This is a genomic window from Nonomuraea jiangxiensis (assembly GCF_900099965.1).
GTDB lineage: Bacteria > Actinomycetota > Actinomycetes > Streptosporangiales > Streptosporangiaceae > Nonomuraea > Nonomuraea jiangxiensis.
In genome coordinates this window covers 155,514-182,021 of sequence record NZ_FNDJ01000022.1, presented here as the reverse complement: position 1 = coordinate 182,021, position 26,508 = coordinate 155,514, and the positions used below count along the sequence as shown (strand labels likewise).

Annotated in this window: 27 protein-coding genes, 2 tRNA genes and 1 pseudogene; 10 read left to right on the top strand and 20 right to left on the bottom strand. The window is 65.1% G+C overall.

What is annotated here, in order from left to right; all coding sequences use genetic code 11:
- Nucleotides 1-160: 160 nt before the first annotated feature.
- Nucleotides 161-1,555, top strand: a complete 1,395-nt coding sequence (locus BLS95_RS38510; protein WP_425434768.1) for an IS256 family transposase — start codon at nt 161-163, stop codon at nt 1,553-1,555.
- Nucleotides 1,556-1,717: 162 nt separating this feature from the next.
- On the opposite strand, the gene BLS95_RS38505 is transcribed toward BLS95_RS38510, so the two are convergent.
- Nucleotides 1,718-1,790: transfer RNA gene (locus tag BLS95_RS38505), tRNA-Arg, on the bottom strand.
- Between the two features lie 57 nt (nt 1,791-1,847).
- Nucleotides 1,848-2,393, bottom strand: coding sequence for a hypothetical protein (locus BLS95_RS38500; protein ID WP_245765538.1), 546 nt, complete (start codon nt 2,391-2,393; stop codon nt 1,848-1,850).
- 135 nt (nt 2,394-2,528) lie between these two features.
- Between BLS95_RS38500 and BLS95_RS38495 the strand changes: the two genes are divergently transcribed.
- The 3 genes from BLS95_RS38495 (at nt 2,529) to BLS95_RS38485 (ending at nt 5,574) form a co-directional block, all read left to right on the top strand.
- Nucleotides 2,529-3,866 carry a sensor histidine kinase gene (locus tag BLS95_RS38495; RefSeq protein ID WP_245765537.1) on the top strand — a complete coding sequence of 446 codons (1,338 nt, stop codon included), beginning with the start codon at nt 2,529-2,531 and terminating at the stop codon, nt 3,864-3,866.
- A 95-nt stretch (nt 3,867-3,961) separates the two neighbouring features.
- Entirely contained in the window at nt 3,962-4,591 is a 630-nt protein-coding gene (locus BLS95_RS38490; RefSeq protein WP_090943439.1) for a response regulator, read from the top strand.
- Nucleotides 4,592-5,283: 692 nt separating this feature from the next.
- Nucleotides 5,284-5,574, top strand: coding sequence for a hypothetical protein (locus BLS95_RS38485; protein ID WP_090943437.1), 291 nt, complete (start codon nt 5,284-5,286; stop codon nt 5,572-5,574).
- Between the two features lie 129 nt (nt 5,575-5,703).
- Here BLS95_RS38485 and BLS95_RS38480 read toward each other — a convergent pair whose 3' ends face one another.
- Nucleotides 5,704-6,162, bottom strand: a complete 459-nt coding sequence (locus BLS95_RS38480; protein WP_090943434.1) for a MaoC family dehydratase — start codon at nt 6,160-6,162, stop codon at nt 5,704-5,706.
- 353 nt (nt 6,163-6,515) lie between these two features.
- Here BLS95_RS38480 and BLS95_RS38475 point away from each other — a divergent pair, with 353 nt between their 5' ends.
- The gene (locus BLS95_RS38475) at nt 6,516-7,697 is read left to right on the top strand and encodes an ATP-binding protein (protein ID WP_090943431.1); all 1,182 of its coding nucleotides are present in this window, start codon (nt 6,516-6,518) and stop codon (nt 7,695-7,697) included.
- A 103-nt stretch (nt 7,698-7,800) separates the two neighbouring features.
- Here BLS95_RS38475 and BLS95_RS38470 read toward each other — a convergent pair whose 3' ends face one another.
- Nucleotides 7,801-8,592: a MauE/DoxX family redox-associated membrane protein gene (locus BLS95_RS38470; RefSeq protein ID WP_245765536.1), complete on the bottom strand. Its 792-nt coding sequence runs from the start codon at nt 8,590-8,592 to the stop codon at nt 7,801-7,803.
- 5 nt (nt 8,593-8,597) lie between these two features.
- A complete protein-coding gene (locus BLS95_RS38465; RefSeq protein WP_090943424.1) occupies nt 8,598-9,545 on the bottom strand; it encodes a hypothetical protein in 948 nt (315 codons plus the stop codon).
- 218 nt (nt 9,546-9,763) lie between these two features.
- On the opposite strand from BLS95_RS38465, the gene BLS95_RS38460 reads away from it, so the two are divergent.
- Nucleotides 9,764-10,261 carry a SigE family RNA polymerase sigma factor gene (locus BLS95_RS38460; RefSeq protein WP_090943421.1) on the top strand — a complete coding sequence of 166 codons (498 nt, stop codon included), beginning with the start codon at nt 9,764-9,766 and terminating at the stop codon, nt 10,259-10,261.
- Here BLS95_RS38460 and BLS95_RS38455 read toward each other — a convergent pair.
- Complete coding sequence (locus BLS95_RS38455) at nt 10,233-10,754, bottom strand: MarR family winged helix-turn-helix transcriptional regulator (RefSeq protein WP_090943418.1); 522 nt, start codon at nt 10,752-10,754, stop codon at nt 10,233-10,235. The two genes, BLS95_RS38460 and BLS95_RS38455, sit on opposite strands and share 29 nt — an antisense overlap.
- A 97-nt stretch (nt 10,755-10,851) precedes the next feature.
- On the opposite strand from BLS95_RS38455, the gene BLS95_RS38450 reads away from it, so the two are divergent.
- Together BLS95_RS38450 and BLS95_RS38445 are read left to right on the top strand one after the other, a co-directional pair.
- A complete protein-coding gene (locus BLS95_RS38450; protein WP_090943415.1) occupies nt 10,852-11,415 on the top strand; it encodes a YceI family protein in 564 nt (187 codons plus the stop codon).
- A 185-nt stretch (nt 11,416-11,600) separates the two neighbouring features.
- Nucleotides 11,601-11,690: transfer RNA gene (locus tag BLS95_RS38445), tRNA-Ser, on the top strand.
- An 89-nt stretch (nt 11,691-11,779) separates the two neighbouring features.
- Here BLS95_RS38445 and BLS95_RS57170 read toward each other — a convergent pair.
- The 11 genes and pseudogenes from BLS95_RS57170 to BLS95_RS54700 all read right to left on the bottom strand — a co-directional run bounded on the left by BLS95_RS57170 (nt 11,780) and on the right by BLS95_RS54700 (nt 18,923).
- A complete protein-coding gene (locus tag BLS95_RS57170; protein WP_218136194.1) occupies nt 11,780-12,091 on the bottom strand; it encodes a tyrosine-type recombinase/integrase in 312 nt (103 codons plus the stop codon).
- Entirely contained in the window at nt 12,078-13,130 is a 1,053-nt protein-coding gene (locus tag BLS95_RS38440; protein ID WP_218136193.1) for a tyrosine-type recombinase/integrase, read from the bottom strand. Before BLS95_RS38440 ends, BLS95_RS57170 begins: the two co-directional genes overlap by 14 nt.
- Entirely contained in the window at nt 13,130-13,321 is a 192-nt protein-coding gene (locus tag BLS95_RS38435) for a helix-turn-helix domain-containing protein (RefSeq protein ID WP_090943412.1), read from the bottom strand. The genes BLS95_RS38440 and BLS95_RS38435 overlap by 1 nt, the downstream gene beginning before the upstream one ends.
- Nucleotides 13,321-14,928: a replication initiator gene (locus BLS95_RS38430; RefSeq protein ID WP_090943409.1), complete on the bottom strand. Its 1,608-nt coding sequence runs from the start codon at nt 14,926-14,928 to the stop codon at nt 13,321-13,323. Before BLS95_RS38430 ends, BLS95_RS38435 begins: the two co-directional genes overlap by 1 nt.
- A complete protein-coding gene (locus BLS95_RS56145; RefSeq protein WP_090943406.1) occupies nt 14,925-15,128 on the bottom strand; it encodes a hypothetical protein in 204 nt (67 codons plus the stop codon). Before BLS95_RS56145 ends, BLS95_RS38430 begins: the two co-directional genes overlap by 4 nt.
- Nucleotides 15,125-16,547 (bottom strand): annotated as a pseudogene (locus BLS95_RS38420) (FtsK/SpoIIIE domain-containing protein). Before BLS95_RS38420 ends, BLS95_RS56145 begins: the two are co-directional and overlap by 4 nt.
- A gap of 83 nt (nt 16,548-16,630) precedes the next feature.
- Entirely contained in the window at nt 16,631-16,945 is a 315-nt protein-coding gene (locus BLS95_RS38415) for a hypothetical protein (protein WP_090943403.1), read from the bottom strand.
- A complete protein-coding gene (locus tag BLS95_RS38410) occupies nt 16,942-17,208 on the bottom strand; it encodes a hypothetical protein (RefSeq protein WP_090943400.1) in 267 nt (88 codons plus the stop codon). The genes BLS95_RS38415 and BLS95_RS38410 overlap by 4 nt, the downstream gene beginning before the upstream one ends.
- Nucleotides 17,205-17,633: a plasmid replication, integration and excision activator gene (locus BLS95_RS38405; protein WP_090943397.1), complete on the bottom strand. Its 429-nt coding sequence runs from the start codon at nt 17,631-17,633 to the stop codon at nt 17,205-17,207. Before BLS95_RS38405 ends, BLS95_RS38410 begins: the two co-directional genes overlap by 4 nt.
- A gap of 122 nt (nt 17,634-17,755) precedes the next feature.
- Nucleotides 17,756-18,472 carry a GntR family transcriptional regulator gene (locus BLS95_RS38400; protein ID WP_090943394.1) on the bottom strand — a complete coding sequence of 239 codons (717 nt, stop codon included), beginning with the start codon at nt 18,470-18,472 and terminating at the stop codon, nt 17,756-17,758.
- 112 nt (nt 18,473-18,584) lie between these two features.
- Nucleotides 18,585-18,923 carry a hypothetical protein gene (locus BLS95_RS54700; RefSeq protein ID WP_143044025.1) on the bottom strand — a complete coding sequence of 113 codons (339 nt, stop codon included), beginning with the start codon at nt 18,921-18,923 and terminating at the stop codon, nt 18,585-18,587.
- Between the two features lie 983 nt (nt 18,924-19,906).
- On the opposite strand from BLS95_RS54700, the gene BLS95_RS38390 reads away from it, so the two are divergent.
- The gene (locus BLS95_RS38390; RefSeq protein ID WP_090943392.1) at nt 19,907-21,124 is read left to right on the top strand and encodes an NsdA family TPR-like regulatory protein; all 1,218 of its coding nucleotides are present in this window, start codon (nt 19,907-19,909) and stop codon (nt 21,122-21,124) included.
- Here BLS95_RS38390 and BLS95_RS38385 read toward each other — a convergent pair.
- Together BLS95_RS38385 and BLS95_RS54690 are read right to left on the bottom strand one after the other, a co-directional pair.
- On the bottom strand, nt 21,102-21,665 hold the full coding sequence (locus tag BLS95_RS38385; RefSeq protein ID WP_090943389.1) for an NUDIX hydrolase: 564 nt from the start codon (nt 21,663-21,665) through the stop codon (nt 21,102-21,104). The genes BLS95_RS38390 and BLS95_RS38385 overlap by 23 nt on opposite strands.
- A gap of 292 nt (nt 21,666-21,957) precedes the next feature.
- Nucleotides 21,958-23,610, bottom strand: a complete 1,653-nt coding sequence (locus tag BLS95_RS54690; protein WP_143044023.1) for a hypothetical protein — start codon at nt 23,608-23,610, stop codon at nt 21,958-21,960.
- 701 nt (nt 23,611-24,311) lie between these two features.
- Between BLS95_RS54690 and BLS95_RS38380 the strand changes: the two genes are divergently transcribed.
- Entirely contained in the window at nt 24,312-24,923 is a 612-nt protein-coding gene (locus tag BLS95_RS38380; protein ID WP_090943387.1) for a hypothetical protein, read from the top strand.
- 994 nt (nt 24,924-25,917) lie between these two features.
- Here the strand turns inward: BLS95_RS38380 and BLS95_RS56140 are convergent.
- Complete coding sequence (locus tag BLS95_RS56140) at nt 25,918-26,502, bottom strand: tyrosine-type recombinase/integrase (protein WP_176993604.1); 585 nt, start codon at nt 26,500-26,502, stop codon at nt 25,918-25,920.
- Nucleotides 26,503-26,508 lie beyond the last annotated feature (6 nt).

Genomic DNA, 26,508 nt, shown 5'->3' with positions numbered 1-26,508 from the left:
GGGGGTATCACTCCAGGTGTGGAAATGATCACCAAACGTAGACGGAAGTCTAGAAAGATCATTCACCATTTCGGGGGAGAACACGATCATGTCCACGACACGGGGAAGATCCGCGCTGGCCGCGGTGGGGCAAGACCAGCATGATGACGCATCGGCGCTGCTGGGGGCGGCTGCTCATCATGGCGGGCAAAACCCCCCTTCCGGTGCGGTGCAGCAGCCGGTGCCGCTGCGGGAGTTGCTCGGCGATCAGGTGCTGGACGTCCTGCTGGAGCGTTCTCGCGACGGTGCGGGCGGGCTGCGGCTGACGGGAGAGGGTTCGATGCTCGGTGAGTTGGTCAAGGCGGTGCTGGAGCGCGCCTTGGAGGGCGAGTTGTCGGCGCATCTGGGCTATGGCAAGCACGAGGTGGCCGGCCACGGCACAGGCAACTCCCGCAACGGCAGGATCGGCAAGACGGTGCAGACCGGTGTGGGGCCGGTCCGGCTGGCCGTGCCGCGGGACCGGGCCGGCACGTTCGAGCCGGTGCTGGTGCCCAAGCGGGCCGGCCGTATCTCCGGCGGCCTGGACGACATGATCATCAGCCTGTACGCGCACGGCATGAGCGTCCGTGACATCCAGCACCACCTGCGCCAGATCTACGACACCGAACTCAGCCATGAGGCGATCTCCAACATCACCGACGCGGTGCTGGAAGAGGTCCGCGCCTGGCAGAGCAGACCTTTGGAGGCGGTGTATCCGGTGGTGTTCCTGGACGCCATCGTGGTCAAGGTGCGTGACAACCACAGCGTGCAGGCCAAGCCCGCCTACCTGGCCGTCGGGATCGACGCCGAGGGCGAGAAGCACGTGCTGGGCATCTGGCTGGCCAAGACCCCGCTGGAGAGCGCGACAGCCGGCGAATCCGCCCGGTTCTGGAGCGCGGTGATGAACGACCTGCGCAACCGCGGCGTGCGCGACATCGTCATCGCCTGCACCGATGGACTGGCCGGCTTCGAAGAGGCCATCCATGCCGCGTTTCCGCACACCACCGTGCAGACCTGCGTGGTGCACATGATCAGGAACGCGCTGCGGCCGGTGCCCCGCCGCGACCGCGCCGCGGTGGCCGCAGAACTGAAGAAGATCTACACCGCGCCCACAGCGGAGGCTGCCTTCGACGCCCTGGCCGACTTCACCGCCTCCGTCTGGGGTCAGCGGTATCCGCAGGCGGCTCGCGTGTTCGAGACCGCCTGGGATCGCTTCACGCCGTTCTTCGCCTTCTCCCCGGCGGTCCGCAAGCTGCTTTACACCACCAACGGCATCGAGTCGCTGAACTACCAGCTGCGCAAGGTTACCAAGGCCCGCGGGCACTTCCCCGGCGACGACGCCGTGGTCAAGCTGCTGTGGCTGGCCATCATCAACATCGAGGACAAACGCGCCCGCGAACGCGCCGTGCACAAGGAGAAAACCGGCAAGATCAAGAACTCGCCCAGCACCGCCCGCCTGATCGAGGGACAGCGCACCATCGGCTGGCGCGAAGCACTCATCGAACTCGACATCGCCTATCCAGGACGTATCAAGTAAAGACCGGCCTCTAGCTCTCAAGAACGATCTTTACACACTTGAAGTGACAACCTCAGATGAACGAGCATCTGGCTACGAATCAGACGGTCAACTTCGGGGACGCTGCTGTACGGCCATGAAAAAGGCCCTCTGGGCTGATCCCAGAGGGCCTTTGACCTGGAGCGCGGCCGAGAGGACTCGAACCCCTAACCTTCTGATCCGTAGTCAGATGCTCTATCCATTGAGCTACGGCCGCTCGCTGCGTAAGCAAGCATAGCGGGTTCTGGGCAGTGCCTCGAACCAGAAACGGCAATCATGACTTCGTTGACTCGATCTTGCGGGGCCAGAGTGTGTGGCTGATGGGCCAGATGATGGCGATCACGGGGACTCTGATCAGGCCGAGCATGAACTCCAGCAGGGGCCGGGTGCGGGAGGGGTCGTTGACCCACCAGGTGAGGGCGAGGAGTACGGCGCAGGCTAGGGCGTAGGCCAGGACTATGCGAAGCCAGAAGCGCCACTCGTAGCGGGTGCGGTCGGGGCCGCCTGGTGGGGGTTTGGGGGTTGGGGGGCCGTCGGCGTAGCGATGGTGGAACTTGGCGTCGGCCCAGCGGATCGTGCTGTGGCCGAAGACGATCGAGTAGGCGAGGTAGGTCGCCGCCAGGCCGTGGGTGATGTCGGCTGTGGCTCCGCCTTTCATGTCTATCGCGGCGGTCGCCAGGAGGATGACGTCCAGGAACGGGATGGCGATCAGGAGGGCTGTGCTGAGCTTGCGGCGCTTCCAGAGGTAGCGGGTGGCCAGCGCCAGGCCGAGGAGGAGCCAGAAGGCGATCTCGCAGGCGACGAGGATGGCGATAATCACGCATTTCAGTCTTTGGTCTGTTTCCGGCTGGCACATCGTCAGTGGAAACGAACCTGTGGATACATAAAAAGGTGTATCCACAGGCTGGCCCTCCGCAGGAGGGAAGCCGGGTCGGATGGTGGTGGGATGAGGGGCATGAAGCTGACGGCGTTGTGGGCCGGGGTGGCCTTCGCCATCGGGATCATCGTGATCGCGAGCGGGGGCGCCGTCGATCGTGGTGTGCCTGAGTGGGTGCAATGCGTGCCGCTGGCCATCACCTGCGTCGGGGTCGTGGTGCGGCAGCGGGCGCCCCTGGCCTGCCTGGGGTTGGGGGTGCTCGGGATGGCGCTGGACGGGTTCGTGGGGCCGTCGCTGGCGACTGTGCTCGTGTTCACCGACAACCTGTACGCCGCCGCGCTTTACGGGCCGGCTCGGTTCGCCCGGGTTCTGCTGGGGGTCACTACCGTGTTGGCGGTTGCCGGTGGGGCCGTGGCCGGGTTCTTCGGCGAGGACTGGCGACTGCTGGCTACGGCGGGGGTGCAGGTCGCCTTGGTGCTCGTCCTGCCTGTCACGACTGCTCTGGTGCTGCGGGAGCAGCGCAATCGGGCCGCCGCCGAGCGGGTGCGGGCCGAGCAGGTGGCCCACCTGGCGGAGCTGGATCGGCAGGCGGCCATCGCGGCCGAACGCACCCGGATGGCTCGCGAGCTGCATGACATGATCGCCAACCACTTCAGCGCCATCGCCATCCAGTCCACCGGTGCGCTGTCTCGTGAGGATCTTGATCGGACGACGATTCGCAAGGTCATGGAGTCCGTACGGGAAAACAGCGTCAAGGGGCTGTCCGAGATGCGGGCCATCATCGGGCTGTTGCGGCAGGAAGGCGACGAGCCCGAGGCGACTCGGCCCCGGTTGGCCGATGCGGAGACCTTGGTGGACAGGGTTCGGCAGGCGGAGTTGAGTGTGGACTTCCGGGTGGAGGGGGAGCCCCGGGAACTGCCCGTATCCGTTGATCTGGCCGGTTATCGGATCTTGCAGGAGGCGCTGACCAACGCGCTGAAGCATGGTGATTCGCCGGTGACTGTCGGCGTTTCGTACGAGGCCGGGTCGGTTTCGGTCACCGTCGACAACGCTGTTGGCGGGCGGGGGGCTCGGCTGCCTGGGGCTGGTGCAGGGGCGGGGGTGATCGGCATGCGCGAGCGGGCCGCGCTGGTCGGTGGAGCCTTCGAGGCGGGTCCTCAGGGGCTTGGGTGGCGGGTTGCGGCCAGGCTGCCTACTTCGCTGAGGACGACCTATGAGGCGAGGGGTGGTGGGGTGACGTCTTCAGCGTTGGCGGCTGGTGGGTCGGGGACTCTGACTCGTGCGGCCGCAGGTCACGTGGTGCTTCGAGGGGAGGATCCGCCGGTGGCTGACTCGGTTATGGATTCCGCTGCACGTTCGGGTTCGGACTCGGGTGCGGGTTCGGGTTCGGGGATGGTGGCGGGGTCGGGGCAGTGACTGCTGGGGTGGAGGGCCGGTGTGTGGGTGGCGGTCGGTGATGAGTGGGTTCGTCGGAGGGGCTGGCGTGTGTGTGGACGGGTGCTGGAGGTGGGATGGGCATCAGGGTGCTGGTGGCTGACGATCATGCGGCCGTACGGGCGGGGATCGCTCTGATCCTTGACGGGGTCGGTGACATCGAGGTCGTTGGTGAGGCCGGCGATGGTGAACAGGCCGTGGCCATGGCTCGGGAGTTGCGGCCCGATGTGGTGTTGATGGACGTACGGATGCCTCGGCTCGACGGCATCACGGCCACCAGGGAGTTGGCGGGGGTTTGCGATGTGCTGATTCTGACGACGTTCGATATTGACGAATACGTTTTCGGGGCCCTACGCGCCGGGGCTGCCGGGTTCCTGTTGAAGAACGCTGATGCCGAGTCGCTGGTCGAGGCCGTTCGGGTGGTGGCTCGGGGGGATGGGCTGATCTCGCCGGGGGTCACGCGGAGGCTGATCGCGGAGTTCGCCGAGCGGGGGCCCCGTCGGGAGCCTGCGGCGGACACGGACAGTCTGACGCCTCGGGAGCGGGAGGTTCTGGCGTGCATCGGGCGGGGGTTGTCCAATGCGGAGATCGCCAGAGAGCTGGACATGGCGGAAGCCACTACCAAGACACATGTCAGTCGGGTGTTGAACAAGTTGGGGATGAAAAGTCGGGTGCAGGCGGCGCTTTACTACTCGGAGGGTGCGTAGCGCCGTGATTGTGAATTCCCTAGTTGATGGTCGTGCGGGTGCCCGTCCCACGCGTTACGGGCTTGATGTGGTGGATTCCTACGGTTTCTGAGTTATTGGTCGGACGTTGATCGACGGTCCCTGATGTGATCGTGGTCTGGGGGTACGTCGAACTCATGACCACACCGCCGCCGTCATCATCATCGTCGTCATCCTCATCGGGGGAGCCGGACGGTCCGCAGGAGCAGGAGGTGTCGCCGCCGCCTCCGGAGTCATCCGGCTCGCGGCAGCGGTCCCGTGGGCAGGGTGAGCCGGGCGAGCGGTCCCACGGGCAGGGTGAGCCAGGTGAGCCGCCGTACGGGCAGGGTGGGCCAGGTGAGTCGTCTCACGTGCGGGGTAGGGCTGGGGGAGAGCCTCACGGGCATCGTGGGGTCGGGGAGTCGTCGCAGGGGCAGATGGGGATGGGGGAGTCGTCGCAGGGCTGGACGGGGGAGTCGTCTCATGCGCAGGGACGGTCGGAAGAGGCTGCTCGACGGCAGTCGTCCGAGGGTCAGGAGCTCTCTGAGGGCTTGTCCCAAGGCCGGCGTCCTGACGTCGATCCCTCAGGTCGGCGCGCCGATGGAACGCATGGCCAGCCGTCCTACGGGTCTTCGTCCTATGGGCAACCCGAATTCGCAGCACCGACATCCCCACCCTCGCGGGGTTCCACGGGCATGCTCATCGGGTTGATGTTCGTCGGCCTGGTGCTCTACAGCCTCGTCAACCTCGTGGTCGGCTTCGTCCTCTTCTTCGTCACCCTGGACAGCAACGGCACCAGTGCCCGCTATCTCGCGGTCGGCGCGGTCGTGCTGGCCCTCGTGGGTCTGGGCGCGGGCATCGCGCTCGCCTTCATGCGCAGACCCTGGTTCAGGGGGTTGGGGCTGGGTTTGATGATCGGCTGGGCTCTGTGGTCGATCATGTCGGCCGGGTTCTTCACCGGGCTCAACCCGAACTTGTACGACTGACAACCATGCCGGTCGGCCTCCCCGCATCTCACGCGCGAGATCGGTCGTGTCCTCCGAAGTGCCGGTCAGGTGGGCAGCCGTACCCGGAGCAGGACACCGCTCCGGGCCCGGACGAACATGCCCTGCAGGTTACTCGGCCGGTACGTACAGGATGAGCGTCTCCGCGATGCAGGCCGGCCGCTTCTCGCCCTCGATCTCGATCGTCATCTTCAGGTTGGACAGGAAACCGGCCGGGGTTCCCTTGACGTCGTTGAGTTCGGCCGTCGCCCTGATCCGCGACCCGACCGGCACCGGCCGGGGGAAGCGGACCTTGTTGAGGCCGAAGTTGACCCCCATCGCGATGCCCTGCACCTGGACCATCTCGAACATGAACGAGGGCAGCAGCGACAGGCTCAGGTAACCGTGGGCGATGGTGCCTCCGAACGGCCCCTCCTTGGCCCGTTCGACGTCCACGTGGATCCACTGGTGGTCACTGGTGGCATCGGCGAAGAGGTTGACCTGCTCCTGGGTGACGATGCGCCACTCGGTCGGGCCGAGCGTCTCGCCGACGGCCGCCTTGAGCTCCTGAACGTTCGCGAAGGTCCGCATGCTCCCGAACGCTATTGCGCTGGCGCGACGGCTGCCAAGTTGAACCCCCTCATCAGGGTTACGGACGGCCCGGAAACGCCGGGCGCGCGCCGGGCCGTGTCGCCGGTTCGCTGGTGGGAAGCCCTGCGGGGCAACGGAGTCCGGCCGGTTGCGAAGATCTTTACTCGAAACCATCGCATAGGTGTTCGAGTCCGCGCTACAGTTCTCGATAACGAAATCGAACAGGGGTTCGGCCTGGTGGGAGGGGGTGTAGTCCGATGACGGTGCTCGCGACCGCGCCTGCTCGGACACGCCGTAGCACTTTCTTCCCAAATCTAAGACGGCCGCTATATCCGGCAATAAAGTCCGAGAGCGTGGACCCTGTGCGCAACCCCTACGCCCCCGGTGCCGGGCAGCGGCCGCCGGAGCTCGCCGGGCGCGATCGTGAGCTGCAGCAGTTCGAGGTCGTGCTGGAGCGAGTGGCCCGTGGCCGCCCCGAGCGCAGCATGGTCGTCACCGGCCTGCGCGGTGTCGGCAAGACTGTCCTGCTCAACACGTTCAAGTCCATGGCGATGCAGCGGCTGTGGGGCACGGGCAAGATCGAGGCCCGGCCCGACCAGTCGATCAGGCGGCCGGTGGCCGCGGCCCTGCACATGGCGATCCGCGAGCTGGCGCCCCGCCACCGGGCGCCCGAGCGCATCGAGGAGTTCCTCGGAGTGCTCAAGGCGTTCGCCATGCGCGATCCCGCGGCGGCCAAGGGCACCTCGCACTGGTCGCCCGGCATCGAGGTGCCCGCCAGCCGCGGGCGCGCCGACTCGGGCGACCTGGAGATCGACCTCACGGAGCTGTTCGTCGACGCCGCGAGCGTGGCCACCGACCTGGCGGTGGGCATCGCGCTGTTCATCGACGAGATGCAGGACGTGCAGGCCGCCGACGTCTCCGCGCTGTGCGCCGCCTGCCACGAGCTGTCGCAGACGGGCGGGCCGCTGATCGTGGTGGGGGCCGGGCTGCCGCACCTGCCCAGCGTGCTGTCGGCCAGCAAGAGCTATTCCGAGCGGCTCTTCCGCTACGCGCGTATCGACAAGCTCGATCGGGAGGCCGCCGATCTCGCGCTGATCCTGCCGGCGCGGGAGGAGGACGTGGAGTTCACCCAGGAGGCCCTCGACGCCCTCTACGAGGCGGCCGACGGCTATCCCTACTTCGTGCAGGCCTACGGGAAGGTCGCCTGGGACCTGGCGCCGCGCAGCCCGATCACCCTCGACGACGTCAAGGTCTCCGCCCCGGAGGCGGAGGAGGAGCTCGCCGTCGGGTTCTTCGGCAGCCGCTACGAGCGGGCCACCCCGGCCGAGCGCGACTACATGCACGCCATGGCGCAGATCGGCGACGAGCCGGTCCCCACCTCCGACGTGGCCGACGCCCTCGGGCGAAAGCCGTCCAGCCTCTCGCCCGCCCGCGACAGTCTCATCAAGAAAGGGCTCATCTACAGCGCCGAGCGCGGCCTGATCGCGTTCACGGTGCCGCACTTCGGGAAGTTCCTGCGCGCTCAACCTGTCTGAGCGCCACCCCTAGACCTCTATTGGGCTGTCTAGTGGGGAAGCTAGACAGCCCAATAGAGCTATATCGCCATGCCTGTCGAGCGAAATCTAACGCTCTCTAGCCTCAGGCCGATACGCCCGTATATTTCTCCAGAGGCTCGCTGTCCTCCGCGCTCACCACGGCCACCCGCACCGCCGGGCGCCGCCCGCTGAGAAAGACCGCGAAGACCACGTCGTCCTGCCGGTGGTTGCGGAAGGCGAAGAAGCGCCAGCACAGCTCGCGCCAGCTGTCGTACGGCTCGGCCGAGGCCAGCTCATCCCGGTGGGCCCGCCAGGTGCCGCTCGACCTCAGCCTGGCCAGGGTGGCCGACTCGGCGGGGCCGCGGCGTTGCTCGCAGGGCGCGCGGAACCGTACGCGATCGATCAGCTCCTCGATCTCCGGCGACAGCGCCGCGAGCACGACCAGCCCGGCGCCCGTCAGCCAGGACGGCTCGAACACGGCCGCCCAGCCCGGCACCGGCGCCCACACCGAGACCCCGGCCATCCCGGTCAGCACCACGGTCCGGCCGATCGAACGCAGCCCGACCGGCGCCGAGCTCACCTCGCCGAAGCAGCCGCAGCCCGCGTCCGGCCGCCGCCTGCGCAGCTCGACCAGCACGTACGTGGACAGCGCGAAGAAGGCGACCGTACCCCACCGGAAGAACGGATGAGTCGTGAGCAGCAGCCCCGCCGCCAGCGCCACCTCGGTGGCCGCGCAGATCAGCAGCGCCGGGGCCTGCATGCGCCCCGGCACCAGCACCGCCGGCCCCAGCCGGGACAGCGCCCCCGGCTCACCGCCGGAGCACACCGTGCCCACCTTGGCCCCGGTGCCCAGCAGGAGCAGCAGGATCAGGAGCGGGAGCTGCGATTCCAGCACGTGTGTCACCCCAATCCGATCTGAGCGTTGAAGCACCCTTTGACCAGGTCGCCGCCCAGCTCCACGTAGCTGAACGGCGACAGCTCCGCGATCCGCCCGCGCGGCGACGTGTCGCACTCGACGCAGCGGTCGCAGAAGTGCCCGGCCACGCACCCGCAGGCCACCACCGGCACGTTGGCGGTGCGGTCGGAGCACAGGTTCCTGACCTGGAGCAGCGAACCGATGGAAAGGTACGGCAGGCCCGCGCACGAGGCCCCGGCCTCGGAACAGCCGGTGTCAGAACGTTCCAGCATCGGATAGGCCGCGCCCCGCTCCTCCTCGTCGAACGTGTCCGACCACGTGGCCGTGCCGGAAATGCGCGACTGCGTGCCCGCGTACGCCGGCGGCGAGGCGGGCACGGCGCGCGCCGGGTAGGGCGGCTGCGAGGTCGCGGGCAGCAGGGCCAGCCCGGCCCCGTCCCGCCTGATCCCGATCGCGTCGAACAGGTAACCGGGCTCGAACTTGGGATGGCGCACCTGCAGCCGCCCCGACGCCCGGTAGGGGATGACGATCGTGCGATGGCCGCGATGGGGACCGCAGTCGAGTTCGACAGTCAGGTCTTTACGTCCTTGAATCGACAGGATCGTTCCGGTGATGCGGGTGGTGTCGGCCCAGATTCGTTCGATCACGCGGCCGGCGCGCAGGGCCCGCATGATGACCATGGAACCCACGGGCAGGTCGGCGGGTGGCACGGCGGCGCCGTTCCAGGCGGTGGCCCACGGCGCGATCACGAGCCGTTCCTCGGTGCCGCCGGGAGTCTCGATGAGGATGAGATGGGGGCTGATGTCCAGGATCTCGCCGGCGATGGCGCGTAAAGGTTCGCCGTTGGCCGGGTCAGGGCCGGGGACGCCGGGTTCGCGGCCCAGCGCTGCCGCGGCGAGCACCCGGCGGCGCCCCACGCTCGGATACCCCATCAGCCCCTCCCTCGTCGGGTACTAGGGTCACACGACTGAGGGGGTGGCTCACACCGTATCCCCGCAGAAGGGAGCAAAATACGCATCCCCCAGGAAGTGAACTCACCTCCGGCGTCGAAGAAACCGCCACCGACCTTGGCCTACCTTTATCCTCGGCGGGCCGAAACCTGAATTCGTGTTCAGGCTCAATAGGGCATCAGGCTGCGATTCTGGCCACGATGCAGACCACCGGCCGGGAAGACGAGTTCCGCGAATACGTACGGGCCCGCGGGCCCGCGCTGCTGCGTGCCGCCCACCAGCTCACGGGGCACCCGCTGGACGCCGAGGATCTGCTGCAGAACGCGCTCACCAAGACGTACCTGGCCTGGGACCGCATCGAGGACCGCGGCGCGCTGGACGGCTATGTGCGGCGGGCCATGGTCAACATCAACATCTCGCAGTGGCGGCGGCGCAAGCTTGAGGAGTACCCGTCGGACGAACTGCCCGAGGTCACGACGGTGGCGGCCCAGGACGTGGCCGGTGACGTTCACGAGCTGCTGGAGCAGGCGCTGGACGAGCTGCCGGAGCGGATGCGGGCGGCGATCGTGCTGCGGTACTACGAGGACATGACGGAGCCGGAGATCGCCAGGACGCTCGGGATCAGCGTCGGCACGGTCAAGAGCACGGTGTCCCGGGCGATGGCCAAGCTCAGGAGCGCGCTGGGGCTTCAGACGTGACGCCGGGGGTCTCCGCTGAGAGGTCGACGGCGCCGGCGGTGGCGCAGGGCCGTACGACATCTCTGATCTTCCGCAGGGAGGTCAGGAAGGTTTCCAGCTCCGCGGCCCCCAGCAGCCCGGTGAACCACTCCTCGATGTCCTGAAGATGCTGCGGCACCACGGACTCCAGCCGCTCCAGCCCGGCCTCGGTGAGCACCGCGTAGGAGGCCCTGCGGTCGCTCGAGCAGGCCTGGCGCCGGACCAGCCCTTCGCGTTCCAGCCGATCGACCACCCTGGTGACGCCGCTGGTGGACAGGCTCGTCTGCGCCGCCAGATCGCTCATCCGCAGCCGCTGCTCGGGTGAGCGCGCGAGCCGGATGACGGTCTCGAAGTCGATCTCCGACAACCCCGCCGCGCTCAGTGCCGGCTGGAACTTGGCCATCAAACTCGTGTACGCCTCGCTCAGCAAGCCGATGGCCGTCAGCCGGGAGTCGTCAATATTCAGCACGTTCATACCCTAACCGACGAAAGTTGACGGGGGGAATATTCCTCGTGTAGACAGTTGTTGCCGCAGACATCCGCACTACAACCTTCTGCTGAGGAGAACCCCAATGAGCACCCGTACCTGGGAGTCCCTGACCGTCCCCGCCGCCGGCACCTACAACCTAGACGTTGCCCACACCCGGGTCGGTTTCGTCGTCAAGCACATGATGGTCAGCAAGGTCCGCGGCAGCTTCGGCGGCTTCACGGGCTCGGTCACGATCGCCGAGAACCCGCTCGAGTCCACCGCCGAGCTCACGATCCAGACGGCCAGCATCGAGACCGGCATGCCCGACCGGGACAACCACCTGCGCAGCGACGACTTCCTGTCGGTCGACAAGTTCCCGGAGATCACCTTCCGGAACGCCCGCGTGGTCAAGCACTCCGGCGACGAGTTCACCGTCGTCGGTGACCTGACCATCCGCGACGTCACCAAGCAGGTCGAGCTCACGGTCGAGTACGGCGGCGCCGGCACGAACCCCTGGGGCCAGGCGGTCTGGGGCTTCTCGATCAGCGCGGAGTTCGACCGCGAGGACTTCGGCCTCACCTGGAACCAGGCCCTGGAGACCGGCGGCGTCCTGGTCGGCCGGAAGGTCAAGATCGAGGTCGAGGGCGAGGCGAACCCGGCCGCCTAGTGCGGCCCGGTTATCCACAGCTTCGACGTTATCCACACCCGGAAAGCCCGCCCTAGCTCGGGCGGGCTTCATCCACAGGCGGTTACCCACAGGCTGTTGATAACTCTTGGTGAAGGCTGGGGGCGCAATCGCTTTGCCGCCTCGGCAGAAGGCCGGTACGCTGTGCTGAGCCGCGCTGGCTTCCAGGAGGATTCGCCTAGTCAGGTCTATGGCGCCGCACTGCTAATGCGGTTTGGGTTTACCGCCCATCCGGGGTTCAAATCCCCGATCCTCCGCACGTGAAGGGCCCTTTCCCGAGTCTTGGGGAAAGGGCCTTTTTGATCTCTGCGGGCGTCAGGGTTGCAGTTCGGGTTGCAGTTGCCCGTCAGGGCGTGCCCCAGAGAGCCTGGTCCATGCGGTTGCTGGCGTCCTTCATCTGGAGCGTGGCCACGTGGGTGTAGCGATCTGTGGTCGTCACGCGGGTGTGACCGAGGATCTCCTGTACGACGCGGATGTGGACGCCTTGCTCGATCAGGAGGGTCGCGGCGGTGTGGCGGGCGTCGTGGACCCGGACATCTCGTACGCCGGCCTGTCTGAGGATGGACTTCCACTGCTTCCAGTCCTCTGTACGTTCGATCGGTCCGCCGAGGTGCGTGGTGAAGACAAGATCGTGATCGGTCCACTTATCCCCGGCCATAAGCCGTTCGGCGGTCTGGAGCTTCTTGTGGGCTCGTAGAAGGGCCAGGAGCGCCGGAGGGCACTGGAGGGTGAGCCTGCTCTTGCCCTTGCGTTGCCGGAAGACGAGACCGCCGCCGGTCCGCTTTGAGCACTTGTCGGCATGACTGGTGCAGTCCTTGAGGCAGGGGCGCTTCACGCAGCGGTGGGAGCGCTTCTTGCAGTCCGGCTTGCAGCCGGGGTCGTGCTGGTGATCCCTGCAGTTCTTCTTGCATGCCTTCCGGTGCCACTTCTCTCCACAGGCGTGTGGATCGCTGCAGCCATGCTCGTACTCCGACCGCTGGATCTGGAACCCACGCCTTGATCTCTCCCGTCGCCAAGTCGATGTAGGACCAGCGGAGTCCGAGTGCTTCGCCCTGTCGGATACCAAGGGCCAGAGCGACCGACCAGCGGGCACCGTTCCGCTTGGTCTTGGCGACAGCGAGGATTTGCCGTGCTTCCTCTCCTGTCAGGGGCTCGATCTCCGTTGTGGTGGTCGAGGGTGCATCGATCAATGTGGCCACGTTGCGGGTGATGCGACCCCGCCGAACCGCGATCGTCAGGGCACGGGACAGGATGCGGTGGACCTTGAGCACGCTGCTGGAGGAGAGGCCCTCTTCAAGCATCGTCGTGTACGCGGTATCGAGGTGCTCGGGAGTGAGGCGGTCGAGGCGATGCTTGCCGAGGAGAGGCACGATCCAATTCCTCGTCTTGGATCGGTAGTCCGTCAGCGTGCGCGGCGCCATTTTCTCGGAGAGGACCAGGCGCGCGCAGATCACGTCGAGGAACTCCGCCATCCATTCGGCGACGGTCGGAGCACGGCCCGCCTTATTCACGCGCCCTGACTCTCGCTGGCTTTCCAGCTCGCGGACCTTGCGTGTCACCTCCGCCTCTGTCTTGCCCTTACGGTGGCGGCGATCAGGTGACCCATCCGGCTTGATGCCGACCGTGACCCAGCCGTGCCACAAACCGTCTTTGCCGAGGAAGATCGATGAACGCCCGTTCGGCTTTCTAGCGGTCATCACGCCACCTCCACGGACGCCCGAGTCTCAAGGGCACGGGCATAGTCCACGAGTGCGGCTGCCGGGATCAGCCGGTATCCGTCGTGCTTGATCGATCGGAGTTCGCCCGACTTGATGAGCCGGAATACGGCCGTGCGGCTCATGCCGAGAACGGTTGCCGCATCCTTGGGACGGTAGAACAGGCGCTCCATCAAGCTGCCTCCCCTCGAATTGCCGAAAGTTCTTGTCCTGCTGCTCTGGCTTCCAGTTCTCTGAGGTGGGCTCGCCAGCGTTGGCGTTCGTGGACGGAGCGGAGCAGCCGCATGGCGAGTGGTGGCACGTTGGCGTCTCCGGCCGGTACGGACCGCCAGATGTAGCGGTGTGGGTCGGTTGGTTCGTCGGCTTGGCCGAGAGCTTCCAGGACCCAGGTGCGGCGGTCCTGCTTGTGTTCGGCGAGGGTCTTGTTGGACCACTTACGGGAGACCAGGACCCGGCGTCCGGCGTAGCCGAGGTGTTCGGGCTTGTGCGCCTTGGAGCGGCACCGACCAGGAGCCATCCCCGCCTTGGCGTTCTTGGGCTGTACGCCGTAGCGCAGCCAGTTCGGGCATGCCGGCGAGCACGGCTCGTAGCGGAGAGCGTCGAGCATGCGCGCGGCGTGCTCACGCTGGGCCTTGCCACCATCGAGGGTCTCGCCGATGGACTTGGTCAGATACTTGGACAGATACCGGATGCACTGATCGGCGTCCGGGGTTCCGGCGAGGACCCCTTGGACATCGACTTGTTCGCCGAAGCGGAGAACGTGTAGAGGCTCGGCATCCTCATCCAGAGCGTCGAGGGCCTCGTCCCACGTGGGCAGGACCTCACCGGTGCTCGGGTCGAGGTAGCCGGTCCCGTCCTGCCATACGGGCAGATGATCACCGTCGAAGCGCACATGGTCGGTCGAGGGCCACCACACCTGGTGATAGGTGGCCGCGGCTATCTGCTTGATCTCCGCACGCGGCAGGGTGCCCCGGATGGCCATGTGCAGGTGCGGGGCGAGCCGCTTCTGAGGTTCGACGGCCGCGAAGTACTGCACGTCATAGCCCGCGACCCGGCGTAGGTTCTGCACGAACCGGTCCACGAGCTTGGAGAAGTGCAGCGCGTCCCGGGCGGCGCGCCGGTAGTCGTAGGTGTCGGGATCGATCGGGACGCCGTCACGGACCTTGCCGTAGCTGGGCAGGGTGAGCGTGACGAAGAGCGACGGCCGGTAGGTCTTGCCGTCGGAGCTGGTGAAGGTGCGTCCAAGGGTGGTGTTGGTCATCTTGCGCTTGGGCAGGTCGGGTGCGTCCTGCCGCCGCCGGGTTGATCGAGTGCGCTTGGGCACCGCGGATCCGGTGACGCTGCCTCGCATCCCAGCGGCGTTGATCTCGTCATCGAGGCCGGACAGGACAGCGTCCAGGTCGGTCGTGTCGTCGCCGGCCTCTTCGGCGGCATCTCGTCTGGCCTGCATGTCGGCGCGGAACTCGACCAGCCAGCGCTGCTCTTCGTTCGGTTCGTCGGGCGTGATCGTGGGTTCGTTGTCGAGGTGCCAGCCCTCGCGGCATTGGGCCATGCGGAGCTGCCGGTTGCGCTTGGCACACGGCGGGCACTTGCTGTCGAGGACGGCCCCGCACGGAACGTCGATGATCTCCGACTTGCCGGTGACGATGTCGAGCCGCCGCAGAGGGATGGGCCTGATGCAGACCCCGTGAAGCTTGGCGACCTCTTTGAGCACGTCCCGGGCCATCGGCATGGCCAGGCGGACAGCCCGGGGGAGAGCGCGATCGTGAGGATGGGTCATGCGGTCCTCCCCTCGTCGGTTGTTTCGGCCAGCCGGGCGCAGAGCCGGTAGTGCTCTCGGTGCGGGTGAGCCTGGATGCGGGGGTGGTAGAGCTCGAAGACCCGCATGTGGGGCAGGTCGTGAGCGGTCAGCAGGACCAGAAGCGGGCGGCCTGCGACCAGGCTGATTTCGTCGGCCGTGCCGTGGAAGCAGATCTTCATGCCGCACCGCCGTGCGGGACGAAGGCGTCGACCATGGCGCAGATGTCGGCATCGGAGACGTAGGCAGCGCGCACCCGGATGGGTTCGGGGCTGGCTTCCAGCCGGACGTAGCCGACGCCCGCGCCGATCTCGGGGATGGGTGAAATGTGATCAGCGAGGGCGCCTCGATCACGTGCACCGTCGCCGAGGACCATGTCCACCTGTTCCGACTCATCCAGCCGGAGGGCGATCTTGTCGGGGAACAGGTTGCGGATGTTCATGACCTCTTTGCGCGGATCCTGCAAGGCGGCCAGGACACCGACGCCCACCGCGCGCCCCTGGGTGGTCAGCGTGGCCAGCGCGGCGGAGATGCGTGAGCTGCCGATCGGACTGGTAAGCGGTCAGGAACGCCACCTCATCGACCACGACCAGGACGAACGGATCATCGACGGTGGGTGTGTGGGAGCGCTGGAGACCGGCGAACCGAGTAGCTCGTTTCTGCATGACGCAGACGGCCTCGTCCAGCAGGTCGGCGCACTCTTCGGGGGTGGCCGCGTACCGGGTGCCGAAGAGTGCCCGGCCGTAGGATAGTTCCATGAGTTTGGGGTCCAGCGCCCACAACTCGACCAGGCCCGCGCTGACGGCAGTGAGCAGGGCGCGGATGACGGACCAGATGATCGATCCCTTGCCGGCTCCGGTCGCGCCCGCGACGAGGACATGGGTGCCGTGCAGCTTGAGCCGCCACGGCCGCCCATTCTCCGCTTTGCCGATCTCGACGGGCCCTACTGTCGGCTCCTCCGGTATGGCGAGCGCTGGCAGGGGCGAGGCGAGTGGATCGCTGCGCGGGAAGGTCAGCGTCAACCGACCGGCCCGGGATAGGGCCACCCGGCACGACTTCGCGCCGAACCCTTGGGCCAGGTGGTCGGTGCGGTCAGCCCAGTCCTTGACCGCTTGTCCCTTGAGCATGCGCACGGTGACCAGGTCGGCCCACGAGGTGCAGGTGACCTTGCCGAGAGTGGGCAGGTAATCGCGGCCCCGGATGTGACGGCCGAGACCGGTGACGATCATGACGGGTTGCCAGTGCCGCCGGTAGATCCAGACGAGCCGCCACCAGGCCAGCAATCGGTAGCCGATCAGCCGGGCGAAGGACACTCGATCGATGAACGCCCACGAGACCAGGACCAGGACGACAGTGCCGAGCAGGGATGCCGCCAGCGGCCAGCCGTAGAAGTACCAGGCAGCGCCGAGGGCTACCGGGATGATGGACGCGATGGGGTGGCGCCAGATCGTACGGACGAGTCCGGCGAGCATCCGACAAGCGAAGATGACGATCGTGATGACAGCAGGAGTCTTGACGACGGCCGGTCGGAAGACGACGGCCGTGTCGGGCGTGGTGGAGACGAGGTTGCGCGCCTCATCACCAGGCAGCCGCTTGAACATAAGCTGGGAACCTCTCGTGATGAGTCAGGGGAGAACCGAGGGGCCGCCGGAAGTTGCCGCTTCCAGCGGCCCCGCCTCATAGGTCAGGCCGCCGGGTCGGTGGCGTCCTTGGTGGCCGACTGTTCGGTGTGTAGCTGCTCGCAGTCGGCCAGGTAGCGAGCGGCGGCGTTGAAGATCTCGCGGGCGATGGCCAGATCGGCGTCGGTGACCGGCCCGGCCCCGGTGGTGGAGATGTGCACGTTGGCCTCGTGGGAGGTGAACTCCAGGTACGGCCGCGGGCTGCTGAGCAGGAGTCCGGCGCGGACCTTGAGGCCGGGCGTCTGGAAGGACACACCGACGTGCGGCGTGGATTCCGGTCGCAGGGACAGAGTGACGTAGGTGTACGGCCCGAGACTCACGCCGCGACCCCCTTACCATCGGACAGGCCGTAGAAGCTGCGCTCCAGGGAGCGGGCGAAGCGGTGGGCCTCGCGGGCGAGCTGGCGCGCGAACTCCAGGTCCTCCACCGTCACCGGCCCGCTTGTGGTGACCAGGACGGAGGTGGCGCCAAAGTCGAGCGCCAGGACGGGCTCACGGCGGGTGAACGGGTGGTTCATGGTGCGGGCGGCGTGCCCGGTGGTCAGCCGGATCACGCTGTTGCGCGGGGTACGGCGACGGGTCATCGGGCGGCGTCCTTTCCTGCCGAAGCCTTGCTCTGGGCGGGCTGGGTGGTCTGTCGCGGTGCGTGCATCTCACGGACCTTGATCGAGTACGCTAGGCGACCGGCGGCGTTGACGTAAGGCGTAACCGTGATGCCGTCGAACTCGACCGGCGTGAACGGCAGCCCCGGCATCGGCTGCGGTGGCACCGGCTGGACCGGCGCGAGGATCTTGACCGCCACCGTCTTCTGGGCGGGCTTGAGGGTCGGGTCACCGTCCATGACCGCGACCTGCCAGACCAGCTCTGCGGTCTGCTTGTCGCGGGACTGCACGAACCGGCCGTTGGACGAGGCGTCGAAGTCCTTGACGGGCTCGACCTCGCCGACGATGTAGCAGCCGTGCGGAAAGACCATGGTGTAGGTGACGGGGATGGGTCCCTGGATTGCCATGTTGTTCCTCTCGATAGCGGCGGAGAGTCGTTCATTCGCTCGTCCACTTGTCCGCATGAGTTGAGACTAAGTGATCGCAACTCGTCCGCACAAGTGATTGAGAGGTAAGTGGCGAGTAAGAGTTAGCTCACCTTGAAGACATCTTCGAGCTCGTGCAGGCTCCCAGGCAGGGCGAGGCTCACCACCATCAGCACATCGCCGGCTGGGTCATGCACGGTTGCCAGGACCCCAAGGACCGGGTTGGCCGACCCGAGCAACTCGGCTTCTTCAGGGGTAGGGGTGCGTGCACGGAGCCGCTCGGTGATGTGGTCGAAACGCAGGTGCTTGACGGCCTGAAGATGCTGACGAATGCCGTGTCGCAGGGGTTCCGGTTTGTCCAGGTCGGTGCCGATCGCATGCTCAAGTGGTAGCCAAATGGTCTCCACCGCCGAGATCACATCGGCCTGCCGTGCTACCCTCTTCCGCACGATAAGCGGAGTTCCCTCGGCGACACCTAGTAGCCGCGCGACATGGCGGGGAGCTGGTACGCGCCCAGCCTCCAGTACGGCATCGGCGTTCTCGCCCTGCTCGGTCGTGGCCAGGCTCGGGCGTACGATCTCGGCCGCGTTCTGGGGACGGCCTTTGACGAACGACCCGCGGCCGTGTTCGCGTTCGATCCACCCTTGCATGGCTAGGGTCTGAAGGGCGCGCACGACTGTGGTCCGGCCGACTCCGAGTTCGCGCACCAGCTGAGTCTCGGAGGGCAGCATGTCACCCGGGGCGTACTCGCCCGATTCGATCCGCTCTTGGATCGTCCGCATGACCTGCGCGTATTTGGGTGGGGCGAATTCCATGCCCATCTCAACCGCCCGTTCACTCTTGCACTTGTGCGCATAAGTACAGTACCGGTCGAGGATGCGTTTGTCAGGACCCTTCAGAAGCGCAGGCATCTCGGCCGTGATTTCGTACCGATCAGGAACCGTTGATCAGCGTGACGCACTTCGGGCACGCATGAGGCACGTTAGGTGCGAAGGGCATCGACCAGCCACAGAACGGCAACGGCCGGACCGGCGACGAGCACACCGCCCTGCTTGCTCCAAACAGCACGGCGTGCTGCAGTGCGTTGCGGCGGTCTGTAGAGAGGCCCGCCACATACGTTGGGGCAGGTGGGTCGTCCGGGATCCATGCCGGTTCACCCACGTACAGGTCATCCCAGGACACGGCCCAGCGCCGGGTTCCTTCCGGTAGGTAATAGGAGTCGTCCAGTTTCAGCAGGGCGAGCTGGCCGTTGCGTAGCAGCGACGCCACCACGCCTTCGAGACCAAGCAGTAGGGAGCGGTAGACCCGCGTTGAGAGAGGGCTGTGGTCCAGGCACATTATGGCGGCTCGACACCCGACCCTCTCCCATACCCCGCTCACTGTGGCTCCGCAGAAGGCGCCATATACGGGCCCACTGCATGGAAGCCAGGAGCGCCTTGCTGAGCGCGTACCTCGGCATACCGCATCGCGATACGACGAGCCGCTCGGCAAGGATCAGACGCCGGATGCCATGCATAGATGACCCGCCGGCGTTCGGCATTCCATCCGGTACGCCACCAAAAGCGCTCACCGTCGCACCATACGATCAGGTCCACCCAGACCGAAACCAGCGCCAGTCCATAACCGTCATGGACATCGGCCTTGATTCCGTCGTGCCGCAAAGCCTCTTGAAGGAGTTCGGCCGACCGGAGGGGATCCGTACTGATCATCATGGGCGCGATCATTTGGCGACCCGCTCAAATAGTACGGAACCCGCCGGATCGAGATATGCGCGGAAGATATGACCGGCTTGACCAGCCTTCCGAACCCGCGCCGAAGTCGAAGACTCTGTGCACGATGCTGCCCCGAATAGAAGCGTCACCCGGCATGCCTCGCATCGCCTTGCGCAGCTCATCCATCGCGGTGGCCTGGAAGGCAGAGGACCCGCACGGTCCCAAGGCGTCGCCCTGCTCCGAGGTGATGCGGACTTCCCACTCGAACCGCTCCTGCGGCGTCTCCACCGGCCCCGGGCAGTGCAGGCAGTCCTCTTGGGCGGATGCCGCCAGACCCAGCCCTGAAGCCGCTACGTGGCCACGTCGGGTGACGATCTTCCAGCCCCGTCCGTCGCACTCTGTGCATCTGACTGGCGTTGTCATGCCGGACAGCATGGTTGCCGATACCTTCCTTACCTATCCCACGCTGATATACGACGATGGGATATAGGCTCCGCCACACGGCAATGCATCATCCGGGAATGACAAAGCCGGAGGTCAGCAATGCAGAATGGCGCGTTCGACCCAATTGAGCTACCCGCCGCCGTCTGGGAGCAGGAACAAACCCGGGAAATTCTCAGAGAGCGCGACATTGCCGGACTTTTCGCTCTTGCGGTCAAATACGGCGCGAGTCAGGTCCGCATCGGCACCGCCACCGGCCTCGGTCAGCCCCGCGTCAACGCCATCCTGCGCGGCAACGGAACGATCAAAGAACTCGCCGTCATCGAGCGCATCGCCTCTGGCCTACGCCTGCCCGACCACGCCCGCATGCTTCTTGGCCTGGCCCCGCTCGACATCGCCTCACCTACCGGCGACCACGACGACGAACACGAAGAACAAACCACCGAACTCATCAACCGCCTGGACGCCGCCGCAGTCGTCGACCCCACCACGGTCATGATCCTGCGCACCGACACGAACAACCTGCGCCTGCTGGACCGCCGCCTCGGAGGTCCCGCCATCGCCGACAAGATGCACGCCCAGATGGCCCAGATCCAGCGAGCCCACCGCCACGCCATCCGCCCTGGCCTACGCGCCCAACTGGCCCACCTACTCGCCGAAACCGCCTCACTCGCGGGATGGCAGGCCATCAACACCCTGGCACTCAACGACGCCTGGACGCACTACGAGCGCGCCAAGGCCGCCGCGTACGAGGCTGACGACGCGGCCCTGCTGGCCTATGTCTCTGGCGAACAGGCGTACGTCCTCATGGAGCTCGGCCGCCCCGCCGAAGCCACCGAACTCCAACAGCATGTTCACGAGCAGCACGGCGGCCACGTACTGGCCCGCCTGCGCACCTGGCTCTCAGCCGCTGAAGCAGAAGCCGCCGCCATCCTCGGTGACGAGACAACCTGCCGCACGGCTCTCGACCAGGCCGCCGCCCTTCTCCCCGATGGAGACGGCGACCCGGAAATGCCGTACCTGTCCATCAACGCCCACCACATAGCCCGCTGGCGCGGCAACTGCCTCGTACGTTTCGGCGACCCCGACACTGCCGAAGACCTCCGCTCGGCCCTCGCCGGCATGGACGGCACCTACAACAGAGCCGAATCCGGCGTCCGCTGCGACCTCGGCCATGCCCTCCTGGCCGTCGGCGACCCCGAAGCCGCCCAACCCCACATCCAACGCGCTCAGCAACTGGCCACCATGACCGGCAGTCGCAGACAGCGCCGCCGCATCGACGAACTGTCGAAAGCCGTCAACCGCGCCCTCGGCCGTTGAGCCACACCTGAGCCTGAAGCAGCCCGATCAAGGTTCCCGACGTCCAGATGTCCCCGCGGGCAATCATGCCCGGGATCTCGCTCATAGGGACCCATTCAAGCCGGTCGGCCTCCACCTCACCCTCGGGCTTGCCCACCAGCTCGGCCCCGCGCCCCACAAACAGCATGTGCTCTGCATTCACCATGCCGGCCATCGGTTGATAGCTCACCAGGTGCTCGACGTTCTTCGGCCGATACCCGGTCTCCTCCTCCACCTCCCGGATAGCGGTCGCCATCGGATCCTCACCGGCTTCGACCAACCCGCCGGGAAGCTCCCACCCCCACCGATCGAACACGAACCGATGCCGCCACATCAGCAAGACCCGATCCTGCTCATCCAGTACGACGGCGATCGCGGCCCGATCCAGATGAACTACGTGATGTTCGAACCGCTCCCCGCCCGGGATCTCTACATCGGCCAGCCCCAGCCGAATCCACCGGTTGTCGTAGATCAGCCGTTCCCCATGCACGACCCAGCGCGTCAGCTCAGCGTCATCAGCCACACAGCGAAACTACCGTCTTATACATCCTGGGTACATGGCTTCCAGCCGAGAGCTCAGACACCGACATCGTGTTATGCCGGAGCCCCATGTATGTGGGCCTTATGTGCATCATCAAAGGCAGGCCGCCTGCGGTTCCTCTGCTGGGCGTCGGTCGGTCACTGGCCACGCTGCGGCTCTCTGGCCGGTTGTGACCAGTGAAAGCATACGCACAGATCTCGGCTAGCGGATTCCTCAGCGAGGCAAATAAACACTCGCGTCCAAGGGAGAGGGCGGCTCGTATATCAACCGCGACCTATTCATCAAAAAGAGACGATTGGCCAGGACTTTGCTTGGAGGTACGCTGACGCCTAGCAGGCGCCTCTCTTTCCTTGGGCTGGCTATCAGACTCGGCGGCCTCGTCGGCATCGAAATCGGGGGTATATACCCATTCCGCGCGGCGCAGACGATCCATTTCCGCTTGTTTAGTCCAGAAAGGAATGACATCTTGATTGAGCCGCTGGCGAGCACTATTGGCGAGATCAATCATGACAACTACCGTTTTTATTCCTCGCCACCCGGACGTGTTTGGGACGGCGGTGGCAATGCGGTGAAGGAGCCGCAGATTAAGTAGTTGCTGGACTTCGGCACCCCAAGCAGTTTGCCCGAGGTCTTCTTGCTTAAAAAGCACGAACTTAGTATTGTCTCGGCTTTGCGAGAACTTTCGAATGTGATTCCAGCGCACCCTGAGGGCGCTGTAGTTCTCATGTGCATCGGTGGCTAGGTCTTCTTCTTCCTTTTTGTCCAGCCGCCGACTGGCCGCCTGCATAATATCTTCGGTCCCAATGCGGAAACTCGATGCCCCTTGGGTCTTTCGCGGACTGCCCTGTATTGCCTCTTGGAGAGCAATATCCAACGCGTCGTCCACGAGATTGATATAATCCCGCGCCACTGCTCCGCCACTCGCCAGAATGATTCTATCGCGGGCTCCACTTGTGAGGATAGAGTTAATGTCCAATTTTAGCGGCGCAAGTATTCCTTCCATTACCTGCTCCAGGAACCGTTTGGCTGTTACGAAGTTTTCGAGTGTGACGTCAAGACTAAGTCGGATGACGTCATTGCCCGGCTCCATTCCAACTGGAGGGTTACCGTCAGCGTAAGGGCGTATTCTGCTGCCAACGCCGCATATCTTGATCCAGACAGAAGTACCCTTACATACCTGATGCAGGTAATCGAGAACATGGGGTTGATCGTTGGTGTTGATATAGTAGAAGTCGTCAATAAAAATGATCGATTTCTCTGCGGGTGTTGCCTTGACGAGCGTACTTAGCATTCTACTTAGGCGAGGTGCTAGATCGCGCAATCGCTGTATTTTAGTATAAGCAAGAGTTCCCGTCTCCGCCCACTCCTGTGCCGCTTCTCCGCTGGCTGATGCAGAGCCGGAGATTGCCCCATTACCCGATGCTGTCGCGGTTGCTTTGAATCCTTTGGAGGTATTGCCGCTACGTTTCACCTCACGATTGATTGACTCAGGATCACTGAGAATCAAGTTAAGTTCTCTGATGACTCGATTGAACTCGGTTTTTACCGTCCGCCGTTCCCCGATGACGGCCCACCATGGAACCTCAGGCTTTAATTCGTTGAGAACATCGATCAAGAGTTCCACGAGCACATCGGGATAGTTCCTATGCTTGTGCTTTTCCATATCAACAAAAGCTACCGGAATGCTTGCATCCAGTGCACGCTGCCTGAGTACTTGCAGAACAGTGCTCTTGCCTGTCCCTCGGCGACCTTCAATAAGGTGATTAGCTCCTGACATAAGTTGATCGAGCAACCCGACGCGAGGCTCAATGAATCGGTCTATCACTGCCTGGTCCGTTCCTTCGGTGGTGCGATAGGCAGCGCTCAATACCTTCTTGATGGGACCAACCAGCTCATCGCTAATCTGTGCTGCGACGTTTTTTGACATGATTGACACCTCTGAGGCCAGGTCTAGCAAAGAGGGGACATTGTAGCAAGTTTTGCGGAAGTGTTGCGGCAAGGGTGCGACTCGCCGCGGCTCGATCCATCCCATCATGCGCATCGAGAATCGGGATAACTAGACATTAAGTATCCGAATCGTCTTTAAGGTCTATCGTGCCAACCCAATTTGGTGGACCGATCCAATGGAGTTCGATCTAGGAGCGGGTGTAGATCGCTTGGCTCTCGACTCCACGCTCGTGCCCGAAGGCGGACGGTCTCTGAGAACCTCGCCTGTGTCGCCGCGTATCAACGCGTCGACCTTTGCCGAATTGATCTCATAGGGATCAAGGCGGCGGCGCGGCGCGCCGCCGTACCCCGGCCCTCCGCCCGCCCGCCGTCCGGGCGTGCGGCCTGGGGGCCGGTCCCGGACGGCGGCGGCACACCGGGCCGGGCACCGCACGCCCGCCGCGCCGTACAGACCGAACGCACCGACCGGGGTTGCCACGCCGCCGCACAGATGCAGCCCTACGATCGCCACTGCATGGCCGGCCACCGTATGTGCTTGGGGGCGATCGACGATCCAGGGTTCGTTCCTCACCCTGGCTCACCGAACAACGTGGCTGATCGCGGTTCGGCGGCGGACGGCACTCGGATGCGCAAAGATCATTGAGCGTGGCCCATGGCGGTGTCAGCTGAAAGGAAACGTTCATGATCGACTCAACCTACAAAGAGTGGTTTCGCCTGCGAACCCAGCTGGTCGTCGACTTGACATGGTGTTCCGCCACCAAGATTGACGACGTCCTGGCGGCGTACGACATCTCACCCGAGAGCACTCAGCCGGCACGCTTGCTCGCAGACGACATCGACATGCTCATCGGGCGCCTCGGCAACGGCACCGTCATCATGGACTACCGCGTCGATTCCGTCACCGAGGGAGCTCTTCCCATTCTGGCGCAGTATGGCCCCTGCCTGAGCGCTGTATGGATCGATGAAGCCCCAGCGTTGGTCTCGTATTGGACGGAAAGCGGCCTGGTGGTCAAGTTCGACATGAGTGAATGGGACTGGTATCCAGTTCCTGATCTCGCCAGTGTCGAGCGATGGATCGCTGCCAGCCCAGCGGGTCGGGAGACCTGGGAGAACAGTTATGGTCTCGCCACGCTCATCACCGCCGAAGCGCTATGCCAGGCTGTGGTCGACGACGAATGGATGCGATCCGTACACACTGGCGTCACCTCACCACATCCACCGGTGCAGGAGACGCCGGCAGGCTCACGCTCGCTCAGTTCGATCATCGAAAAATATGGTGACCGCACACCGTAGAACAGAGGTCCGGCAGAACAGACCCCGTGACCACACACGTGATCGCCGTGCCATTAGCGTGCCATTAAGGGCGGCCAACAGAGGTCAGTCACGGTCACTGGCGGACTGCCGGTCGCCCAGGTCGAGGCCGTGATACTCGAAGATCAGACCGATTTGCAAGCAGGAAGTCAGGCATCCTACTTAGGCTCCGCCCACCAAAAGGCCCAGGTTGGCCCTGTCTTTGCAGTACCATCGGCTCTCATGATGACCGGCCGTCGGACCTTCCTGGTGCTAGGAACTGTCTTCCTCCTGCTGGCGGCTTTCAGATCATGCGGCGCGATAGAGGGCGGGTCCCCAACACAGCCGATCCGTGAGGTAATGCAGATCTTCGCAATTGCCGGCGTGGGGTTCATGATTGCCGCCGTCGCGATGGCCATTGTTGAGCAACGCCCCGACGACAGCCCCCATCGGGGACTCAACTCCGGGATGATCAGGAAGACCCCGTTTAGTGGTCAGTGGCCGAGGCGAAGTGTCCGATACGTCTGGCGACACACATCCGCCACGTCGCCATAAGCAGCAGAACACTAGGGAGGCACTCCGACCCCGGATGCGGGCAAAGGTGCCCACTTGAACAAGGCGTCAGTGGTTGAGGCGGCGCCTGTTCATCCCACTCGCCATCGGCTGGGGGACGAGGTGAGCAGACCAGGGCCGGTCAACGGCAGACGGATGATCAGGAGGCGATTTCTCGCTGTCCGGACAAAGATCGTCATGGGTTGCAGTTTGGGTTGCAGTTCCACGCCGTACCAGCTCGTTCCAGGGTGACCGTCAGACCACATCGGTCCACGTTGAACGTCCTGGAACGACAGGCCTCCTAGCTGCTAATGCGGTTTGGGTTTACCGCCCATCCGGGGTTCAAATCCCCGATCCTCCGCACGTGAGAGGGCCCTTCCCCGAGTCTGAGGGAAGGGCCTTTTGATCTTCAAGGGCGTCATAGTTGCAGTGCTAGTTGCAACGCCTACGGATTTCCCCAGCGAGCGGAGGCGAGCCGTTCCCCGGCGTCGCGCATCAGGGGTGTGGATACGTGGGCGTAGCGCTCGGTGGTCGTCACTCGGGTGTGGCCGAGGACCTGCTGCACGACGCGGATGTTCACGCCCTGCTCTATGAGGAGCGTCGCGGCGGTGTGCCGAGCGTCGTGTACTCGAACGTCTCTGACGGCGGCCTGCTTGAGGATGGCCTTCCAGACCTTCCAGTCCTCGGTGCGCTCGATGGGAGTGCCGTACTTGGTGGCGCACACCATATCGTGATCTTCCCATCGGTCTCTGGCCTTCTCCAGCTCGGAGCCCTGCCTCTCGCGGTGTGCCTTGAGCTGGGCGAGGAGTTCGGGCGGGCATTGGAGAGTGAGCTTGCTCTTGCCCTTGCGCTGGCCGAAGACCGGGCCGCCGCCGGTGCGCTTTCGGCACTTGTCCGCGTGGCCGGTGCAGTCCTTGAGGCAGGGCCGCCTGTAGCAGACATGGCCGGACCGGCTGCAGCCCGGCTTGCAATTCGGCCCGAGTGCGAGCGCCACTGACCAGCGGGCGCCGTTCCTCTTGGACCTGGCCACGTCTCG

What these genes read in the sequence shown, in the direction of transcription:
- BLS95_RS38495 (WP_245765537.1), top strand. Translation starts at nt 2,529, where the DNA reads ATGAAGCTGACGGCGTTGTGGGCCGGGGTGGCCTTCGCCATCGGGATC.
- BLS95_RS38490 (WP_090943439.1), top strand. Translation starts at nt 3,962, where the DNA reads ATGGGCATCAGGGTGCTGGTGGCTGACGATCATGCGGCCGTACGGGCG.
- BLS95_RS38485 (WP_090943437.1), top strand. Translation starts at nt 5,284, where the DNA reads ATGCTCATCGGGTTGATGTTCGTCGGCCTGGTGCTCTACAGCCTCGTC.
- BLS95_RS38480 (WP_090943434.1), bottom strand. Translation starts at nt 6,162, where the DNA reads ATGCGGACCTTCGCGAACGTTCAGGAGCTCAAGGCGGCCGTCGGCGAG.
- BLS95_RS38465 (WP_090943424.1), bottom strand. Translation starts at nt 9,545, where the DNA reads ATGGGGTATCCGAGCGTGGGGCGCCGCCGGGTGCTCGCCGCGGCAGCG.
- BLS95_RS38460 (WP_090943421.1), top strand. Translation starts at nt 9,764, where the DNA reads ATGCAGACCACCGGCCGGGAAGACGAGTTCCGCGAATACGTACGGGCC.
- BLS95_RS38455 (WP_090943418.1), bottom strand. Translation starts at nt 10,754, where the DNA reads ATGAACGTGCTGAATATTGACGACTCCCGGCTGACGGCCATCGGCTTG.
- BLS95_RS38450 (WP_090943415.1), top strand. Translation starts at nt 10,852, where the DNA reads ATGAGCACCCGTACCTGGGAGTCCCTGACCGTCCCCGCCGCCGGCACC.
- BLS95_RS57170 (WP_218136194.1), bottom strand. Translation starts at nt 12,091, where the DNA reads ATGGCCGGGGATAAGTGGACCGATCACGATCTTGTCTTCACCACGCAC.
- BLS95_RS38440 (WP_218136193.1), bottom strand. Translation starts at nt 13,130, where the DNA reads ATGACCGCTAGAAAGCCGAACGGGCGTTCATCGATCTTCCTCGGCAAA.
- BLS95_RS38435 (WP_090943412.1), bottom strand. Translation starts at nt 13,321, where the DNA reads ATGGAGCGCCTGTTCTACCGTCCCAAGGATGCGGCAACCGTTCTCGGC.
- BLS95_RS38430 (WP_090943409.1), bottom strand. Translation starts at nt 14,928, where the DNA reads ATGACCCATCCTCACGATCGCGCTCTCCCCCGGGCTGTCCGCCTGGCC.
- BLS95_RS56145 (WP_090943406.1), bottom strand. Translation starts at nt 15,128, where the DNA reads ATGAAGATCTGCTTCCACGGCACGGCCGACGAAATCAGCCTGGTCGCA.
- BLS95_RS38410 (WP_090943400.1), bottom strand. Translation starts at nt 17,208, where the DNA reads ATGACCCGTCGCCGTACCCCGCGCAACAGCGTGATCCGGCTGACCACC.
- BLS95_RS38405 (WP_090943397.1), bottom strand. Translation starts at nt 17,633, where the DNA reads ATGGCAATCCAGGGACCCATCCCCGTCACCTACACCATGGTCTTTCCG.
- BLS95_RS38400 (WP_090943394.1), bottom strand. Translation starts at nt 18,472, where the DNA reads ATGGGCATGGAATTCGCCCCACCCAAATACGCGCAGGTCATGCGGACG.
- BLS95_RS38390 (WP_090943392.1), top strand. Translation starts at nt 19,907, where the DNA reads ATGCAGAATGGCGCGTTCGACCCAATTGAGCTACCCGCCGCCGTCTGG.
- BLS95_RS54690 (WP_143044023.1), bottom strand. Translation starts at nt 23,610, where the DNA reads ATGTCAAAAAACGTCGCAGCACAGATTAGCGATGAGCTGGTTGGTCCC.
- BLS95_RS38380 (WP_090943387.1), top strand. Translation starts at nt 24,312, where the DNA reads ATGATCGACTCAACCTACAAAGAGTGGTTTCGCCTGCGAACCCAGCTG.